Source organism: Streptomyces sp. NBC_01298 (assembly GCF_035978755.1).
GTDB lineage: Bacteria > Actinomycetota > Actinomycetes > Streptomycetales > Streptomycetaceae > Streptomyces.
Genome location: NZ_CP108417.1, coordinates 74532 through 90005 on the forward strand (window position 1 = coordinate 74532; position 15474 = coordinate 90005).

The window sequence follows — 15474 nt, forward strand, 5'->3', positions numbered from 1 at the left end:
CCGAGATGTTGATGTGGCGGTGTCGTACGCAACGGATCGGGACCGGTTGTTAAGGCTACCGAAAAAGACGGGTTGCCATCGCTGGGCAGAACGATGCCTGCCCTATGCAAGATGCTCGGTGGATAGCCCCAAGAGAACGCCTTTGTAACTCTCCACGCACTCATGAACAGGCCAGAGGTTGCAACCTCTGAGCCGTGCTGTTCGTCAGGCGTTAACCTGGCTTCGCCAGCTGGCCAGGCAGCACCATTGGCTACGGGCAGCGCGGCGGTAATGATCTCAGCCCGAGCAGTTGGCCGCGGGGACCGTGGTCGCTGGCAACGTCACATCAAGTCCGCCGATTCTGGCGGTGAGTATGGTGGCGCTTTGTGTCACCCCAGCCGTCCACGCCGCGGCAAGCCAGGTTCTCGGCAATGCCCGCATGTCTCCACGGCCGGCATCGCCGCACCTGCAACCCTCTTGGTCAGCAAAGCCCCAGCCAGGGAACGAAGTTCCGGGCCTCTGACCGACAAGGCCGGCAGTGCCGTCGATCTCCTGCCAGCCGAACCTATTCGGGGACTGCGAGCAAAGCGCGCCGATCCAGGACGATCTGCCGCCAACGAGTTCGGACGGGGTCCGACCCGTCGACCCATCTGGTGGAGGACAGGTCAGGCAGCGGCAGGCCAGCCATGAAGTGCGCGATGTCGGTGAAGTAGGCGAAGTCACCACTGGCCGTAAGTTCACGCAGGTGGTCAATGGTGGAGCCCAGCGGGTGGTCGTCGCCGAGGACAGCGTCGTGGAAGGCGACGGCAAGCTCCACGAACCGGTGGAGGTAGGGCAGCCCTGCGGCCGTGATGTCGGTGTTCAGGCTCTGGGCGCGGTCGCTGATGCCGTTGGTTCCGGCGTCCTTGATCAGGGCGACGACACGGGCCAGGAGAACATTGGCCCGCTGGTCAAGGTCCTCGAGGAGCTGGTGGGCGAGGGAGAGCTCGGCGTCGGCCCGTACGGGGTCGGCGAAGGACAAGGCGAGGGCGAGGCGGACCTGCATCATGGCGCGCTCGCCGGCCACCCCCCGCTCTTCGGCCTCCGTACGGCCGGCTTCGAAGGCAGCGATGGCCTGAGCGGTGTTGGCGTGGGACCAGTGGATGTCGCCGAGGACACGGTTGTGGCGGCCCTTCCAGCCCAGGGTGGGCACGGCGGCCAGGGCGGCGGGGAAGTCCCCGGCCAGCCTGTCCAGGTTGGCCAGGCCACGTCGGGCCTTGGGTGCGAGGCGGCCGTCGGCGTCGGCAACCTGTCGCATTCCGGCCCGGGCGGCGGCGCCCTGGCTGAGGTCCTTGTACGCCTTCGCCCTGTAATACAGCGCGAGCTCGGTGAGGCCGGCGGACAGCAGTCCGGAGTCCAGTACCTCGCTCAGCCGCTCCACCGTGCGTTGGCGGTGCTCGCGCTGGCGCCGGGTGATCGCGGTGAGGAGCTCGGCCAGGGCGTCCGCGGGCGTGTCCGGTGCGCCGGTGATGTCGGCGGGGAGGGTGAGGGGCTCCCAGACGGAGTCGTCGGTGTAGTCGAAGGCCGCGGCGGTGAGCCACCCCAGGTCGGTGAGGCGGTGGTCGCGGGCCAGGCGCAGGCCCTGGCGCAGGCACGCCACCAGCAGCATCCGGCTGGGTGCCTGGGCGGTGGCCGTCGTCCACTGCTCGCCGAGGGCGGCCAGCGCGCGGGTCGCGGCCTGGTGCCAGTCGGCCGGGGTCCAGCGGTCCTCGTTGTGGGTGTCCTCGCGTACGGCCGTGCCGATCGCCCGGTGCAGGTGGTACGGCCACAGCGCGTACGGGTTCTCGGCGATCAGCGGGCGCTCGGTGAGACGGCGGGCGGTGGCCTGCTGGGTGAGGCCGGCAGCCCGAGTGGCCAGCTCCAGATCCCAGGCATCCAGCAGGGAGACGCTGCGCAGAACGTGCCGCTCTTCGGGGGTCAGGTCGGACATGACGCGGGCCAGGAGCGCGGGGAAGCTGCAGTCGAAGTCGACGGGGGTGGGGGTGCGGCCGCTCCGGCGGATCTCCAAGAAGCGGGAGACCGCGAGGTCCAGGTGCAGCGGCAGACCATGGGAACGAACGGTGATCGCCGCGCGAATCCTGCTGCCGATGAGAGGGTGCCCGCCCTGGACGAGGCGTTGCGAGAGGTACGCCTCGCAGTCCTCGGGGGACAGGTCGCCGATCAGCTGCTGCCGTCCGGACCCTGTGATGGGCCTGGGCCGCGGTACGGCAGGAGCGGCCAGGCCGGGCCAGGCGCTGGGGCCGGTCCAATCGAGCGCACCGTGGAGAGCCGGGTCGGCCCACTGCAGGCGGCTGCGCCCGGCGAGGACGAAGAACACATTCGGCATGAGCCAGACCAGTCGCTGCAGGAGCCGTTCCAGGTCCCGGTGGCGGTCGGCGGTGTCCTCGAAGGTGTCCAGCAGGATCACCGGGGTCACCGCCTTCTTCGCGGGCAGCTGGGCCAGGTCCCACGCCAACAAGTGCGGGTAGAACGACAGGCTCTCCAAATCCGGGGTGGCCTCCAGGAGGGCCGCGGTGCGTGCGGCGCCCGCGAGGGCCTGGGCGCGGTCGTGGCGTTCGCGCAGTGCGGTGACCAGGGCAGAGGTGATCTGTCCGGCGGCGGAGCCGATCAGGCCGGGCAGCTGCAGCGCCGCCGCGATCTCCCCGACACCGGCTTGGAGCTGGCCGGGCAGCAGGTTGGTGACCTTGCCCGCGATCCCGGTGCGCCGGATGTACTCGTCGAGGAGCTCGCCGGGGTGGACGGCTTCCCAGTAGTTGCGCAACGCCACGTCGAAGGACGGCAGGGTCCTGCCGAGCTCTCCGGCGAGCGCAAGGCGGATCGTCAGCAGGACGCGCTCGTAGTCGGATCCGGTCGACGCCGAGCGCGACAGGTCGATCCGGATCGGAAGGAGCCGCCGGGTCCAGGACGGTGCGCCCCACTGGACGGGCCGGTCCTCAGCCGTTGCCAGGGCGGCCTCGATTTTGCGGAGCAGGGTGGACTTCCCGGCCCCGCCCACCCCGTGAAACATGATCAGGTTGGTGCGGGGCGATTCCAGGTCCTCGACGTCGAAGCCGGGGCCGGCCACACGCTGGAGATGCTCGCCGAGTGCGGCCGCGACCGACAGCCACTGGTCCTGGCGATCGGTGAACGCCTCCGCCGCGTCGTACTCCTCCGGGTCGTTGGAGCTGAACAGCGCACGCAGGTCGGCCATGGTCCCCCCAGGAATGATCATCGGCGGTATCAACCGTAGGGCCTGGGGATTGCCGCGTGGCCATCTTCGGCAACGTGGGCGGCTGGCCGTATCCCCTCGGCCAGAGACAATGGCGCCCATCGCCTGCCGATACGTGAAGGAATTCCCTTGTCAGAGCACGTAAGTCCCGACACCGCCGAACAGCTCGTGAGGGAGGTGGGCCTCTTGTACTCGGAACAGGTCGCGGAGGAACAGCGGACCGCCAGGCCCGACCCGGTGCGCCTGAAGACCCTGCAGGAGGCGTTGGTGGGATGCGCCACCGATCTGGAGACGCTCCTGGACGCCGGCCCGGAGGAAGTGGCCGAGATCGCGGCCCGCTACACGGCCCTTTCCCAGGAGCTGGGCGGCCAGTAACCGCATTGGGGGAGGGACAGCGGCGCCGTGGTGATCGTGGTGGAGAGGATGCGTGGCCGCACGTGAGCGGGCATCAGCGGCCAGGCCAGTGCGGCGATGTCCACCAGATCCGACCGGTACTGCGGCAGCTCGCGTTTCAGCCGGCGGAGGGTCGCGATGACCTGGGTCGCTTCGGCCGCCGTGTACGGGCGGTGCTGCTCGGCCTCCAGGACGTCCCCGCCGCGGGGCGCCCTGCCCCAGGATCCGTCCCGGAGGCGCGCGTTGCGATACACCGCGGTCAGGTCTCTGCGGATGACGGAGGTGCAGTGCACGTAGGGCGAGAGCTCGGCCGCGCGCACCACGTCGGGAACGACCTGGAAGGTCCGCTGGTGGGCGGCGGCCTCGGTGAGCCTCGGGTTTCCGCCGAGGCGGGCCACCTCGGCGCACCGCGTCGCGGTGCCCAGCCGGCTGTCCGCGGCGCGCGCCCCGATCACGACCAGCTCCACACGCCGGCCCTCCCGGTGATGACGGCGCGCACCGTCGATGAAGTGAGCCACGCTGTCCGGGGCGATCTCAATCAGCATGTCCCCTCGGTGGGCCCGGACGTACGCCTCGGCCATCTCCTGCCACTGCCTGTAGTCGGCACGGATGCGGGCAGAGGCCGTACGCGGATGTTCGTCCAGGAGTCGGCGGTAGTCGGGGTGGACCATCTTGAAGAGACCGCCCTCGATCCGGGTGGGCCTGCGCTGGCGCAGCGCGCGGCGGAGCATGCGCGCCGTGTAGCTCTTCCCGGACCCCTGCGGGCCCATCACATACAGGGTGACCGGAGCGTCCTGCGGGGTGATGTTGCTCAGATACATCGGGACGATGAGCTCGTCGAAGATCCACGTGTGCTCACTGGGGGACAAGCGGTGGTAGTCGACGCCGGGCGGCAAGGCGAGCGGCTGGGCAATCCGGCGTACCCGCTCGGCCAGACCAAAGGCGCGCTCCAGACCGCCCGCCACCGCCAGGCGCCGCTCCGCCGTAAGCAGCGAAGGGTGCAGCCGCTGCTCCGCGCCGGAGAGCTGACGGCGGAAAGCCCAGGTCTGCGGCACCGTCCACGGCCGCGCCCAGTCCGAGGTCAGCGTCTGGGCCGCGGCCGGTACCCTTTGCCAGGCGCCCTCGTCGGTCAACTTGTTGAGGTAGAGGACCTGCAGGCCGCGCCGCGCCACCATGACCTGGTGCGCGAGCCGCTCGGCTTCGACGACCTGTAAGAAGCGCGGCAGATTGCGGGCGCACCGGTCGAAGTTGCCCGGCGAGACGTAGCGGCCGACGCCCTCCTCAGCGACCTGCGTCAGGTAGCGGTCCAGGCTGCTGAGCTGAGCTTCGGCCTCCGCCGTGGCCAGAGCCACCAGCTCGACGCGGTAGCCGTCCGCACGGTAGGAGCGGGCCTTCGCGCACGCCTCCTCCACATCGGCGACGGGCTCCTCCAGCACCACGTCGAAGCGCCGGCTCCGGGCGTACTCCTCGACCTCCGCCTGCCACCGCAGGACATCCGGCCGGGTCCGCACACCGGCCGTCCGGTCATCGCTCCGCATGAGGTCGGCGTAGTGGGGGTGGGCCCTCTTGTAGAGGTCGCGGCCGATCAGGACTGCGCCGCCCCGCCGATTAAGAACCGCCAGGAGAAGGTCGCACAGGTGGGACTTTCCGCTCCCCGCCGGTCCGGCGACGACCACCACCACTGGGCGGTCCTGCGGGACGGCATCCCGGGTCCAGGCCGGCAGGATCTCCGCCGTCAGGATCGCCTCGTGCTCCTCCTCGGCCAACTCGACGGGAACGATGTCCTCGTCTCTCTTCACCGCTCCACTGCCCTCTCCTGCGACCCGACACCTGCTGCCCGACCACGCCCCTGCGCCGTGCTGCGCCCGGTGCGAACTCGGGCACAGCACGGGGGCGGTCCTACTCGGTGTCGAGCTGGCGGCGCAGCTGGTCGAGGGTGGATCCGTCGCGGGTCTGCCACAGGGTCCACCCGTTGATGACGTTGCCCGTGACGGCCTCGGCGGCCTTCGAGGGGGAGGGGAACGTCGAGGAGTGGCCGTCGACGATCAACTGTCCGTCGGCGGTCACGACCGCGCGGCCCGACCGGTTCGCACGGCGCTGGTGGAAGGTCAGCTCGGTGCCCGACTCGAGGAGTCCGGCCTGCATCAGACCGGCGAGGGGCCCGTGCGGGACGACGGAGGCCGCCTCGGCGGCGGAGTCGCCTCCTCCGAGCGACAGGGTGACGTGGACGGTGTCGTCGCCGCTCGCGCTGGTGAGGCGTGCGATGACGGCGGGGTCGAAGTGGATGCTGAGGGTGGCCATGAGCGCTCCTGCCGGTATCGGCCCGAAGGCCGGATCACTCGATTTCCCTTTGATCGTAAGCGGCACAAGCAACTCGTGTCAACTTCGATTGTGAGCGACTCAGAAGAGGAATGGATGGTCCCACCCGGTTGTCGCCGGTTCGCCTGCGGCGGCCGACCAGCTACACCCCCGGCGGGCAGACCATGGCGCAGCCGGCTGCACCGGCCCTGGAGGCAGGTGAGAGCGACAGGGCCGCGGAGGCAGCGGCGGGGAGGGCGTTCTGCACACCCGGGGGTTGGCGTGAGGGCTGCGGGTCGGAGCTCCAGCATCGAGGGCCAGCGGAGCGGAGTCCGCTGCGGGAGCTGTTAGCACCGGGAACGGCGCAGCAGAGCCATGGCCCACCGACGTCGACGCGATATCCGAACGAGTGATTCGATCATGCGTACGGGCGTGTGGCGGCTGGCGTGCTTGTCCGAGCTGGACACCATGCGGGCATGACGGCGCAAGGCTCATGGCGGATGTGCAGTGTGACGGAGTGCGAAAACGCGGCGCAGTCCAGGGGCTGGTGCCCCAAGCACTACTGGCGCTGGAAAAAGTACGGCGATCCCGCGACGCCGGTGAGGACGTACTCAACCGCCCCACCTGCACCTCTCTCCCGGCAGTGCACGATCTCCGGCTGTGGTCGGCCACGCCGCACCAAGCTCTGGTGCGGTACGCACTACGCACGATGGCGCAAGGGCGGCGACACGGGTGAGGAACGCCGCATCCGCGAGCGCTACGACTCGCCAACTTGCCGGTCACCCGTGTGCGACCGGCCACACAGGACCAAGGGGCTCTGTCTCGCGCACTACCAGCGCTTCCAGAAGCAGGGTGAAGCGGGGCTGGCAGCCCCCATCACTACCCCCATCCCGCCGGAGGTTCGGGGCTGCGACGTTGAAGGCTGTGACCGCCCCCATCAGGCCCAAGGTCTGTGCGGTGGGCACTACCTGCGTTTCCGCGCCACGGGGGAGACCGGGCCTGCGGAGCTCCAGGCGAAGACGAAGCAGACGGGCTGGTGCCACGCTCCTGGATGCACCGACCCTTCCCGCGCAAAGAACATGTGCGCTGCCCACTACCGGCGGCTCTCCCTCGGGCAGCCGTTGGGCACGAAGAAGAAGTACGCGCCTGCCGGCAGCGGATACACCAACGGCGGCGGCTATCGGGTGATCCGCGTCCGCGGTGAGAGCGTGATGGAGCACCGACATGCCGTCCAAGAGCTCCTCGGCCGTCCCCTGCTGCCGACCGAGACGGTTCACCACGTCAACGGGATCAAGACCGACAACCGGACAGACGGCCCACTCGTTGACGACGGAAGCGGGCGCCTGCGCTCGGGCAACCTTGAGCTGTGGTCACACGCTCACCCCTATGGCCAGGAGATCGGGCCGAAGTCTGACTGGGCCCGCGGCTGGCTTGCCGTCTACGGAGCACCCGAGGAGCGGGCCGCCTACGCGGCATTTACTGGGCACCTGACCGGCCACTCCGCCGCGTTGAACCGAACCCAAGGCGGCGGGACGGTCATTTCCCTTTGAAGCGGATCAGCGGCGGGTACTCCACGGCGCCGGGATCGTTTCGCGGGTCGTAGACCGTCAGCTTCGACGCCTTGACCCACTGGGAGATCCGAAGCCACTCCTGGTGGGTGGTCTCGGCGGTGAGTACAGACCGGTCGGCGGTCGGGTCGTCCAGGGCCCGGCCCTGGATTCGGTGGACCGCCTCCAGGGCCTTGTCGATCGCCTGGTCGATGTCCCGCAAGGCCATGCCGTCTGCAGCACGACAGACCTCGGCGCGGTGGAGCCGGGCGGTGTCCGGGTGGAGTTCCAGGTGCTCATCTCGAGGGCGGAGCCAGCGCGCGGGGATCTCGTGGGTGAGTGTGGCGGGGAAGGTGATGACGCGGCCGGTGTCGTCGGTGACGGTCCCGTGGATCTCGTACTCCTGGCCTTCGGCAAGGCCGAGGTCGGCGGCTTGTCCGGCGGTCAGCCGCAGTCCCACCCGGCCTGCGGGAATCTCCCGGGTGACCACGACCGTGCCGGGCTCGTCGCCGTAGCCGGTCACCGTGACGGTGATGCGCCGGCCGCGCGCCAGGCTCAGCTGCATATCGGCTTGCCACTCAGCAGCCGTCGCGGCGGGCCGGCCTCGTATTGCCGACGGGAGACGCTGGGGAATGTTCGCGGTGTACGTCTCGCCGACTTCGACGTCCCCAATGCGCACCGGTGCCTCCTTGGGGCGGCCCGACCGGCTGCGCTGGGACAGCCCGCCGCTCCTGCTCCAGGGCCTACCCACGTTTCCGGTGTCGCAGCGAGCGACCCCGCGAACTAGCCCACGCAGGTCTTCACGCGGTCCCGGGTTCGTCGTCAGCGCACCTGGAGCGCTCCCGGGTGCAACGGTGCAACGCGAATATGCAACACCCACTGCAACAGACCCCTGCAACACCCTGCATTGTGCCTCTGACCTGCGTGAATGTTCAGAGTGCAACCCTTCGACCTTCGTGTTGCACGCCTGCACTTTGAGCGATTCATGCGCGATTGATTGCGCGGTTCAGCGAGCGATCGGATATGCTGTCTATTGGAGGTGACCTCTGTGTCCACGGATGAGAACGAGCTGTTCAGCGCGGTCGACGCACTGTTGGAGCAGGTCGCGCAGGACGAACTGCCGGCGCCGGCGGAGCGGCGGCGACTGCGCGAGGCGGCAGGGCTGAGTCAGGAGCAGATCGCCAAGGTGTTGCAGGCCCGCCGCGAGGCGGTGGGGAACTGGGAGACCGGCCGGACCGAGCCGCGGCCGCCGAAGCGCGCCGCCTACGCCCGGCTCTTGGAGGGCCTCGCCGCCCGCTTTCCCACCTCGGCCACCGACGCGCCCGCTACCGCCCCGGCCCCGGTGGTCCCGGAATCGTTCACCGGCCCGGTTGAGGAGCCGGCCCCCGCCGCCGCGGTACCGCCGTCCCGCCCGACGACAGAGACATCCGGCACCACCAGGCCGTCGGCGACGTCGCGGCGCCCGGGCGCGAAGAAGGCGGTGGCGAAGCCCACCGCGCCGGCGGCCGTCCTCGACCCGCGCTTCGAGAACGGTCCGCTCGCGGTCATCGACTGCGAGGACGGGAAGGTGTCGGCGTACTGCGTCGGCGGCCTGGTCCTGGACGTACCCGCCAAGACGATCCCGGCGCTGGTCGACTGGACGCTGACCGAAGGCCGCCTGGGGCAGAGCCGCCTGCACCGGCACGGCCGCGACGCCGACCCGATCCTCATCCTCACCGCGGCCGCGCTGGAGCGCTTCGGCCTGCCCGTCACCCTGTCGGAGGAGGAGCGGAACGCGAGCCGCCTCCCGGACGGCCACAAGGTGGTCAAGCAGATCGGACGGGCCGGACTCCAGATGAGCCAGCGCGGCTTCGGCCCGTGGGCCCGCATCTTCCGTGACCCCGAGGGCTCCAGGCGGCGCTGCGTCCAGCTGTGCATCCTGCCCTGGGACGCCCTGGAAGCCCGCGAGTGGGACAACAAGAACAACCCGCAGCTGCCGACGATGCACCCGGCCGATCTCGCCCAGTACCTCGGCCTGTACGCGGCCCGGGTCATCACGCCGCGCGGCACCACCGCGACGACCGGCCTCGAGCTGATGACCGCACTGCGCCCGCCCACCCGCGCGGAGAAGGACGAAGCGACCGGCGAGTTCAAGCGGGCCTTCAACGACGACGCCCTCACCCAGCTCTACCCCGTGGTGGAGTGCGAGGTCCCCGACGAACACCCGATCCTCAAGGGCAAGTTCGCCCGGCACCACATGCGCACCCCCGCCGAGATGCTGATGGAAGAGCCCTACGACTGGTGCCGGCCGCTGACCGACGAGGAATGCACCAACCCGTACCTGGTCGTCGTCGACCTCAACATGAGCTTCGCCGCGGCCGCGAACAGCCTCACGGTCGGACTCAACGGGCCGACCCACCTGGAGAACAACCCGACGTTCGACCCGGCGCTGCCCGGATCGTGGCTGGTCGACCTCTCCCACGTCGACCTGTCCCGCATACGGATCAACGGCCGCACGATCGACGGCTCCCGGCTGCCCTCCCCGTTCACACCGACGGGCGAGCACCCCACCGGCCCGGCCTGGTACGCCACGCCCACCGTGCAGTACGCGGTGGAGCTCGGCTTCGACGTCGCGCCGATCGAGGCGCACGTGCGCACGCAGACCAGCCGCTACCTGGACGCCTGGTACAAGCGGCTGCGCGACGCGTACGTGGACACGATGGCCGACATGGGCGTCACCACCGACCTCACCGGCCAGGAGTTCCTGGACGCGATGGCACGCCGCAAGCAGGTCGACCCGACCATGGCGCTCCTGGAGACCGCGATCAAGGCCACGGCCAAGGGCGCGATCGGCAAGCTGCGCCAGCGCTCGCGGGGCCAGGTGCCGTGGTACGAGCCCTATCCGGCGCTGGAGCGGTGGACGTGGCGCCCCGACATCCGGGCCGCGGTGCTGGCCAGCCAGCGCACCGGCCTGCACCGCAAGCTGGTGAAGACGGCGGCCGCCGCCCGCCTGTACCCGGTCGCGATCGGCACCGACGCGATCGTTTACCCCTCGCCGGGCCCGTCCCCGCTGGACGTCCTGCCGACTACGCCCGAGGGCAAGCCCGTGCCGGGCGGCTTCCGGCTCGGGGTCTCGCCGGGGATGGTCAAGCACCAGGGGACGCAAACCGTCTTGTGGGCTGAGCAGCAGTTCGAGGAGCGCGGCGAGGTCTTCAACGTCTCCAACCTCATCAAGACCGACCAGAGCGCCGGAGAAGGGGAGTAGGTCATGGTCGATTCGCTCGGGGACAGCCTGGACCACGCACTGGAGAAGGCGTTCACCCGCCGTATCCCCCAGAGCGCCCAGGCGCAGATGAAGTACCTGGTCAAGCAGCTCAAGGGCACTAAGGCCGCCGCCCAGGCGCTCGGGATCTCCCAGCGCACCGTGGAGCGGTACGTCACGGGCAAGATCAAGCGGCCCCGCCCAGAGCTGCGCGACCGCCTGGAGCGCGAGGTCAAGAAGCGCTGGCAGCCCCAGGTCCGTGCAAAGGCGAGGAAGAAGGCCGCGTCCACAGCCGGCCTGGTCGTCTCCACCCGCGCTAAGTTCGGCTTCACCGCGGCCTCGGGCACGACCGACGACGCCCGGGTCCGCGACATCACCCAGGCCCTGCCGCCCGAGTTCGCCGAGCAGCTGTTCAACGCCCGGGAGGAGGGCAAGACCGAGGACCAGCTCCGGCAGATCGCCGCCGCCGGCCTCGCGAAGATGTACTTCCGCGCCAACGACAGCCGCGCGCACGGCCTGGGCGTGGAATTCACCGACGTGGAGCGGCTCGACATCGAGTTGTAGGTCCCGGCCACACATACGAATGTCTGTGAGCGTTCGATCTGGCCAGTTGAGCGCCGCCATTTCCCCTGGTCAGAGGGTCGTGATGCTAGAGAGCTGCACTCCTCGGAGTGCGGCCTTGGGTATCGCGCCCGCAGGCAATGGTGTGCGGGCGGAGCCCCCTGCCCTGATCCTGCCACTCAGGCCCCGTTCGCCCCGACTCGGGACCGGGTGGCCGGGGACAGCTCGCGGGTTCGAGGAAGGCAGCCTGGGCGCTCCGGACGTGGGAGCCGGGCCGGTCTCTCGAGTTTGCGCAGCTAGTGAGCCTGGAGTCGCACGGCATCTGCCGGTGCGTCAGAAGGAGTCCAGTAAAACCACATTGAGCGATGGGCAGCGAACCGGTAGGGTGCGGCCGACGCCGTTGATTGCGGCGGTCAAACGCCTGCGCGCGCGGACCGAGGTCTGCAACCGCACGACTTGGGCTCCTCTCCGCCTGCGACGGCCTCGCCGCCACACACGTAGAGCACTCGAACTGCCGCTGACCGACGTGACAACGCTACGAAACCCTGAACGAACTGAGGTTCTTCAGAGGCGGAGTGGGTGCGTGGCAGCCCGGATGGCGCCGCGTGACGCGCGGCCAACGCCGGCGTACTACACGCCGGCCATCCAAGAAGGCGCCCCATGAGCAGCAGTTCCAAGCCGGACCGTGGCGAGACCCGTGAGATCCAGGTCATCCCGGTCAGCGGATTCCGAAACGACAACGGTGAGTTCGAGCACCGTGTCCCGCCGGTCAGCCAGACGACCAAGGCCCAGACCCAGCTCGGCAAGCTCGGCGGAGTTCTCCTTAGCCCGAGCCACATCGAGCGTCTCGCCCACCTGGCCACCGACCCCCAGGAGCTCGAGCTCAGCCGGGATGAGCGGCACCGGACGCCGTTCGGCTGGCTGACGACGCTGAACTTCCGCGCGTACGCGCCGATGATCTCCCCTGCGGTGGAGAACGACCGGTTGCTCGCGGACGCGAGCTACGCCGCCGACCCCAAGGCGCCCCGTGGCCGACTCGCGCTGTCGATGCCAGCCCCGCACGACCGGTACGCGACGCTGGTCCACGGCGACGCGTTCGAGGCCGTGATGGAGGCCGTGGACCGGGCCGCGATCGCCGTGCGGAAGGACAACCCGCAGGACGTAGGGGAGCGCATCGTTGAGCGCTCGCTGACGCTGGTGCCGGCGACCTTCACCGGCTCCCCCGACTCGGTCGGCGAGGACTACACGGCCGTGGACGGCAACTGTCGGCTGATCTCCTGCCTGGTGCTCCTGCCGGTCGAGCGCGGATGGCTGACCGGCGACGCCCGCGACCACACCCGGGTCCAGCTGCTGCCCTCGTACCTCATGCGACTGCCGCTCGTTGCCCGCCGTGAGCTCGTCCGCAAGATCGCCAAGGTGGCCCACAAGCGACTGGCGCAGCCGCCGAAGGGTACCGAGGCGGACCAGCGGGAGCGGAACGAAGCGGCGATCGCGCTCAACGCGCTCACCGTGCCGGTCCAGGTGATCGTCGGCTACGAGGACGACGACCCGCAGCGCGGGATGGAGCGCTTCCCCGCCGCTGTCCGCAGCGTGCTGGTGCGCATGAACGTGTCCGCCAAGAAGTTCTCCGCCGGCTCCCAGCACGCCGTCGTCGCCGAGGAGATGGCGACGGCCCTCTACGACGAGGGCCTGCTGGATGGCGGGCAGCCCGACAAGGACCTGGCGACGGCGCGGCGGGACGTTCTGATCGGCCGCGAACAGGTGCCCGAGGGGATGCGCCTGCTTGGCCTGGACGACCTGCCCGACCTTCGCTTCGCCCAGATCGTCCAGGAGCTCACCCGCAAGGGGCACGCCTTCAACCGCCTCGTGCGCTCCCAGCTCGGTAAGACTGGTCTCTACCTCAGCCACCGCAACGGGCCGGTGGTGGAACTGGGACTGCGTTCGTACTCGGCGAGCATCGAGACGCCGAAGCACCTGGACTCGATCCGCAAGGCGCTGGACACCGGCTGCCTGTGGCAGGACCTGGTCGACACCGAGTGGACGGTGGAGAACGCCGCCACGGACCACGCCATCGACGGCCTCCGGGACCGCGCCCACGCCAACGACACCCAGGCCGCCCTCGTGCTCGGCGTGCTCGGCATGGTCGCCTTGGTGGTCACCGGTCACCTGCGGGCCGCCGCCGGCTCGGCCGAGGAGACGGTCGGCACCACCATCGCCCGTACCAGCGTCGGGCAGATCATCAAGGGCCTCCTGGAGACCGGGCCGGGCCGCGAGCTCTTGGCCGACGCCGTGAAGCGGTCTCGGGCCCGCCGGCCGCTGCGCTGGTGGGACAGCGAGTCCAAGTCCCTGGTCGAGCAGCCGTCGGACTGGGCGACCTCCACCTTCAACGCCTACCTGCGCCAGGCGGTCCGGCACGGCTTCACCTCCGAGGCGGAGCGCAACAACCCCGCCGCCAAGGAGGCCGCGAGCCTCACCCGGTTCCAGGAGGCGGTGTTCACCGCGAAGGACCGGCTGATGGACCTCATCGAGATGCGCGACGAGAACGGCACTGACGACAAGATCGCCTGGCTCGAGGTGGAGTCGACGTTCGGGATCCTCGCGGGCATCACCGCTCGCCTCGGCAAGATCGCCGAGTCGGAGCCCCTGTCGGACAGCTGGTGAGCGCCCTGGTGTGGCAGGGCGTCGCCACGATGACGCCCGAGCGCTACGCCGTGCTGGCCAGCCTGGTAGGCCCCTGGCTGGAGGAGTACCGGGACTCTCCGATCTGGATCGGGGAGGACAGCGGGAACGAGCGTCGTGCCATCTACATCCCGGTGAACGGAGAGGGCGTGGCCTGCTACTGCGGACGGACCCGACCCGAGCGGGCGCTCTGCGGGGGCGCCGCTTCGGTTCCGTATCCGTCAGCACATGGCGGAGTCCAGGTCCAAGCGGGAGGAGTGGTCGGCCTACTGGGTGCTGCCGCTCCGCGCCGATACCCCGGCTGTCGTGGTTGGTGAGTTGGAACGTACGGTGGCCGCTCGCCTCGACGTTCCCCTCGTCAATCGCCGCTGGCGTCGCCACTGACGATCCGTCCCGGGGGTGGGACAACCGCCCCCGGGACCGGGTCGTCGTCGAACCCAATGATCATCTCCAGCTCGGCGATCGTCTCGTCCTCGCCGTCGATCGCCCGCAGCGTGTGGGGCATCGCCCGGGAGGCGTCCGCGATGATGAACGCGTCCTTCGCATCGGTCTTGGCCTCGCCCGGGTAGAGGTCGGCGATCCGGCGCCGAGATGATCTTGCCGCCGCCGACCGCCTTGACGGGAGTGCCGGTCGGGGCGGCGAAGTCGAGGCCGGTGTGGTGGCCGGACACATCCCGGCGTCGAACTGAGCGGGGACGAGACATTCGTGCGCGTGGCGCAGGGGGCGGGGCTGCGTCAGCGGCGCAGCTGCCGGGCGCAGGCGAGGGCCTTGCCGGTCGAGTCCAGGAGCTTGTCGATGGCACGGGTCTGCTGCCGGACGCGCAGACCGTACTGGCCGAACGGGGTGTTGCTGTCCACGGGGAGGGTGACGAGTGCGCGAGCGTCGCTGACCACGTCCGAGACCAGGATCGACAGCGGCGCGGGGAACGCGGTACCAAGGCTGTCCGTCAGCGGGACGAGCCGCTCGATCTCGCGGTAGTCGCCCCCGTCCGCAGGGCGGGGAAGATCGGCGATGCGGCGGGCTTCGACGTCAACGTCGCTCAGCGTGCTGATCAGCGTGGCGAGATCGCTGTTGCCGATGTCCGCAGCACGGTCTTCCTCGCGGCGCTTGCCCACGATGATCCATCCGGTGACGGCGAGGATGACCGTCACCACGATGCCGATCGCGGTCAGTACGACCGTGTCGGTGGAGACGCTCCCGACCGCGAAGGCCGTGCCGCTCGGCGCCGCCAGGTCCCCGGCGAGGGTGTAGTGGCCCACGGTGTCGATCGCGCGGGTCAAAGTGCCGCCCATGAACTGTCTCCTTCAGTACGACGAAGCCCGTCCCCGGACCTTCCGGGGACGGGCGGCCTTCGCCGTTCGTCTACTTAGTGCTGCAAGGGCTCCCTTGTGTTCGGTCGGTCAGAGTTTGAGGCAGGCGATGCGACCGACATGACCGTCACGACCGCCATGGCCGTCATGAGCGCGAAGGTGATGCCGAGGACGAGCTGGTTCCACACGACAGACAGGAGAGTTCCAAGGGCGCCGAG

General features: G+C 69.8%; 10 protein-coding genes and 1 pseudogene. 5 read left to right on the forward strand and 6 right to left on the reverse strand.

What is annotated here, in order from left to right:
• Positions 1-544: 544 nt before the first annotated feature.
• Positions 545-3208 (reverse strand): YfgM family protein, encoded by a 2664-nt coding sequence (locus OG730_RS43850; RefSeq protein ID WP_327310098.1) that lies wholly within the window; start codon positions 3206-3208, stop codon positions 545-547.
• A gap of 147 nt (positions 3209-3355) precedes the next feature.
• On the opposite strand from OG730_RS43850, the gene OG730_RS43855 reads away from it, so the two are divergent.
• Positions 3356-3601: a hypothetical protein gene (locus OG730_RS43855; RefSeq protein ID WP_327310099.1), complete on the forward strand. Its 246-nt coding sequence runs from the start codon at positions 3356-3358 to the stop codon at positions 3599-3601.
• Here the strand turns inward: OG730_RS43855 and OG730_RS43860 are convergent.
• A complete protein-coding gene (locus OG730_RS43860) occupies positions 3565-5418 on the reverse strand; it encodes a zeta toxin family protein (RefSeq protein ID WP_327310100.1) in 1854 nt (617 codons plus the stop codon). The two genes, OG730_RS43855 and OG730_RS43860, sit on opposite strands and share 37 nt — an antisense overlap.
• 100 nt (positions 5419-5518) lie before the next feature.
• Positions 5519-5920: a DUF4357 domain-containing protein gene (locus tag OG730_RS43865; RefSeq protein WP_327310101.1), complete on the reverse strand. Its 402-nt coding sequence runs from the start codon at positions 5918-5920 to the stop codon at positions 5519-5521.
• A 1118-nt stretch (positions 5921-7038) separates the two neighbouring features.
• On the opposite strand from OG730_RS43865, the gene OG730_RS43870 reads away from it, so the two are divergent.
• Complete coding sequence (locus OG730_RS43870) at positions 7039-7467, forward strand: hypothetical protein (protein WP_327310102.1); 429 nt, start codon at positions 7039-7041, stop codon at positions 7465-7467.
• On the opposite strand, the gene OG730_RS43875 is transcribed toward OG730_RS43870, so the two are convergent.
• Positions 7454-8143, reverse strand: coding sequence for a hypothetical protein (locus OG730_RS43875; protein WP_327310104.1), 690 nt, complete (start codon positions 8141-8143; stop codon positions 7454-7456). The genes OG730_RS43870 and OG730_RS43875 overlap by 14 nt on opposite strands.
• A 369-nt stretch (positions 8144-8512) precedes the next feature.
• Between OG730_RS43875 and tap the strand changes: the two genes are divergently transcribed.
• The 3 genes from tap (at position 8513) to OG730_RS43890 (ending at position 13927) form a co-directional block, all read left to right on the forward strand.
• Positions 8513-10708 (forward strand): telomere-associated protein Tap, encoded by a 2196-nt coding sequence (tap, locus tag OG730_RS43880; RefSeq protein WP_327310105.1) that lies wholly within the window; start codon positions 8513-8515, stop codon positions 10706-10708.
• 3 nt (positions 10709-10711) lie between these two features.
• Entirely contained in the window at positions 10712-11269 is a 558-nt protein-coding gene (tpg, locus tag OG730_RS43885; RefSeq protein ID WP_327310106.1) for a telomere-protecting terminal protein Tpg, read from the forward strand.
• A gap of 657 nt (positions 11270-11926) precedes the next feature.
• Positions 11927-13927 carry a hypothetical protein gene (locus OG730_RS43890; protein ID WP_327310107.1) on the forward strand — a complete coding sequence of 667 codons (2001 nt, stop codon included), beginning with the start codon at positions 11927-11929 and terminating at the stop codon, positions 13925-13927.
• A 442-nt stretch (positions 13928-14369) separates the two neighbouring features.
• On the opposite strand, the pseudogene OG730_RS43895 reads toward OG730_RS43890, so the two are convergent.
• Together OG730_RS43895 and OG730_RS43900 are read right to left on the reverse strand one after the other, a co-directional pair.
• Positions 14370-14531, reverse strand: a pseudogene (locus OG730_RS43895) (IS110 family transposase); the annotation flags it as partial.
• A 149-nt stretch (positions 14532-14680) separates the two neighbouring features.
• The gene (locus OG730_RS43900; protein WP_327310108.1) at positions 14681-15238 is read right to left on the reverse strand and encodes a hypothetical protein; all 558 of its coding nucleotides are present in this window, start codon (positions 15236-15238) and stop codon (positions 14681-14683) included.
• Between the last annotated feature and the right edge of the window lie 236 nt (positions 15239-15474).